Source organism: Paenibacillus sp. Soil787 (genome assembly GCF_001429545.1).
Lineage (GTDB): Bacteria > Bacillota > Bacilli > Paenibacillales > NBRC-103111 > Paenibacillus_E.
In genome coordinates this window covers 1-3,409 of the sequence record NZ_LMSP01000039.1, presented here as the reverse complement: position 1 = coordinate 3,409, position 3,409 = coordinate 1, and the positions used below count along the sequence as shown (strand labels likewise).

Here is a 3,409-nt window from a genome sequence, read left to right as displayed (position 1 = left end):
CGGTTGCGGTGACTGGTTTGCCTGCCGATAGATTCGTGGCTGCAAGAGCAGCTGGCACTGCTATTCCTAACTGAGCGAACAATACCGCCAAAATAAGAGCGACAAGCATAATTCTTGAATTATGAACTCGATTGAACTGCAACTTCATTAGAATTAAACCTCCTAATTAGTAAACATGTAAAATTTGCAGGTACCTGTTACAAAAAAAATGAAAGCGTTTCCCACTCCTTCAGCGATTAAAGTGACGCCGCTTAATTACTAACCTCCACCTCCTATCGACGACCTTTATCGTAATCATAACAAACAAGTGAACGAGAGCACGATGTGCATCCTTACTTAGTTCGTGTGCAAAATTACGAAATTCATATAATTTAAGGAAGATATCTTTATATTGTAACACGTCAATGACGATCACTAACGCTTAACCAAGCAGGCTGTTTCGTTCACACATTGGTGCACATCTTGAACGGGGCGCTATGGCTCAAGGATAAACGACTCCTTCAGGGACGAGCGCGTTTGTCAAGATAGATGCGAAGCAAAAGCATAAAAATTTATACTTTCTTATCTACGAACAAAAACAGCTTACTCGGTTATCCGAGTAAGCTGTTTGTCGATTAATTATGCCGCATCACCAGTTGTTGCCGGAAACTCTATTGACCGTAAAGTTCGGGCTCAATGATTCACCATAGATAGCTGTAACACCAGGATTATTGATTTTTACATTGGTAAAGCTTGCCGCACCGACAACCGGTCCTTGGCCTTGCTCCGCTCTAGCAACAAGCTTGATGCCATAGCGGGTCGGATTATTGATGTTGACGTTCTCTATGCGAACGTTTTGCATTGCAAGCGCATTCGGATACATATTCTGGAACATCAGCCCGAAATACACTGAGTTGTTGATGTCGACATTTTTGACCACGATATTCTTGAATGCACGATCACCGACATAGAACCAGATTGCTCCGAAGTTTTGGTAATCGTTGATCTTGTCGTCTGCTCCTACGCTGGTCCAGAAATCTCCGCCTGTACGGTCCAAAGTGATGCCGTCGAATACGGTATCCACGTCACCAAAGCCTAAGGTATTGTAACCAAAGCTCAAGCTGCTGATCGTTAGACCCGGATACGTCAACGTATCTGCGCCGTAGAGGTTCTGGAACAAGTTATCCGAACCGCCGTACGCCGCAAAAGCAGCCGCACGTCTTACAGTAACCGCGGTAAGGTTAGTGAACTTGTTGCCTACATTATACGATCCACCGGCATCAACTGCGCTGAACTCTGCGAAGGAATCGTCGCCGGTTGCCCTCGCGTAGTTGTTGTCGATTATGTTGTTGTTGGAACCGTTGGTCATGTTGATTCCGTCTGCAAATGTGTTTTTAATCCGGTTGTTTTTGAACGTATTGTTAGAAGCGCCAACTCCCCAATACAAGCAGACGAAGTGCTCCGCCCAGATGTTTTGAATCGTTACATTTTGCATGCCATTACCATCGATGAATTTACCAGGTCCATCCACTCTGTACTGATAGTTACCCCAAGCGGATAAGTCTCTGATGGTTGAGCCATTCGCGGTCGCAGCAATATTAAAGCCAACATCTGTGTTGGATTGGTCTTGTGGTGCCGTCAGCTTTGTATACCATGGGCCCGCGCCGATGATTTCAGTTGCGCGTCCGTAAATGAAGATTTTGCTATTGATTGTCCAAGAGCCAGCTGGTATGAAGATCCCTTTCTTTGTTGTATCTTGTCTAAATTCATTCAATGCTTGATCGATCGATTTCGATGCCGTAACCTGGACGTATTTACTCGGATCGGGGTTGGAAGCAGCCGGAGCGACGTTTTCCGTTTCGATCATGTCTACGTAGATCCAAGAAACGTCACCGGCATCCTTCTGGATTTTGATCTTCGTTCCTGCCGGATAGACTTGGTCGAGCATCAGTTGGGAATCTTCATAGAGCCAGTAAGCTTTCGTACCCGAATTATCATAACCGAGTCGACCAAGCGTAGTAGGCGTAGCATACAAGTAAGAGAACTTAGAGGATACGCTGAATTTGCCTTTACTTACACCATCGGCATAAATACTGACGGTTCCCGTCGTATTTTCAGCAACGGCATTACGAAGAACGAAAGCGTTGGCCGGTGAGGTCAGCGTAAACTCGACATATTCGCCATTTGTGTCCAGATAAACCGCCGATCGTCCGGAGGCTTCACCGGCAAAGTCGCCAGGTGTAAAGTTCGGAACCAATCTCGTTCCGTTTGTGGCATTGGAAGGCAATTCCGCTTCAATAACGGTAAAAGGCATATTAGCGCCACGTCCCGAATAAAGGCTTGTCACACTTGTGTTGTTTGCTTGTTTGATGCTTACTTCATTAGCATCGACCGCAACCGTCGTGGTTATTGTGTAGCTGCCATTAACAGCTATCCAAGTTCCCATATTCACATTAACGGATGCTCCCGCTGCGATGGCACCGCTATAAGAGCCAGTAAATGTTTGAATGATTGCACCAGCAGAGTTCTTAAGAACTAAGGTCAGGGCATGAGCGCCGCTCGCAGAAGCAATGTTGCCTTGGTTTTTCAGATTTACAGTAAAGGATACGTTATTGCCGGCTACTGGATTGCTTGGTGCCCATGAAGCCGCAGCTACCAAATCAGAGCTCGGAACCGCATTAACAACCAAGTTGGAGCTGCTTGTGTAGCTATTATTGCTTTCATTCAGCTCGATGACGGCATTCTCCTCGTCCACTTTCACTGTCGGTGTGTAGCTGCCTGCCGTTTGGGCTGCGATGTTCACCGACACGGTAGCCGTTGCACCTANCTCGATGACGGCATTCTCCTCGTCCACTTTCACTGTCGGTGTGTAGCTGCCTGCCGTTTGGGCTGCGATGTTCACCGACACGGTAGCCGTTGCACCTACAGCTAAAGCTGCTACTGGGGCAGATCCGACTTTCGTCGTGCCTACGTAAAAGATAACGGTTGTCGCCGTTGAGGAGGCGGTGCCAATATTTTTCACAACAGCGTTAAGTGTAATGGCGTCGGTTTCAATTGGCGAATTCGGCGTCCAAGCCAGGCCGGTGATCGTCAGGTCTGGATTCAGAGCTGGGGTACCAATGACTTCAAACTCGGCAACTTGAGCCCCCGGCGCACCGGAGTTCGCCGTGATTTTCAATTGCACGTCACTGACTGTCGCTGTCACCGGAATTGTAAGCACGTTGCCGGAAGACGGATTAAACGTGTATGTATCGGGAGAAACAAGCGTCGTGAATGCCGTGCTGCCTTGCGCTTTTCCCAACACCTCGATCGTTTGCGTACGCGTTGCCCACACTGAGTCTGGGTTCAGCTTGACAGCAACAGACGAGATGGAAGCATTTGCGCCCAAGCTTACGGCAAGCGTAGCCGGATAAGCACCGGAACCACTCTC

The 3,409-nt window shown here is 47.8% G+C and carries 2 protein-coding genes; both read right to left on the bottom strand.

What is annotated here, in order from left to right; all coding sequences use genetic code 11:
- Positions 1 to 628 precede the first annotated feature (628 nt).
- Positions 629 to 2,782, bottom strand: a complete 2,154-nt coding sequence (locus ASG93_RS26105; RefSeq protein ID WP_235550969.1) for a CARDB domain-containing protein — start codon at positions 2,780 to 2,782, stop codon at positions 629 to 631.
- 24 nt (positions 2,783 to 2,806) lie between these two features.
- Positions 2,807 to 3,409, bottom strand: a 603-nt coding sequence (locus ASG93_RS36575) for a CARDB domain-containing protein (protein ID WP_321166708.1), incomplete at both ends; no start/stop codon positions are given.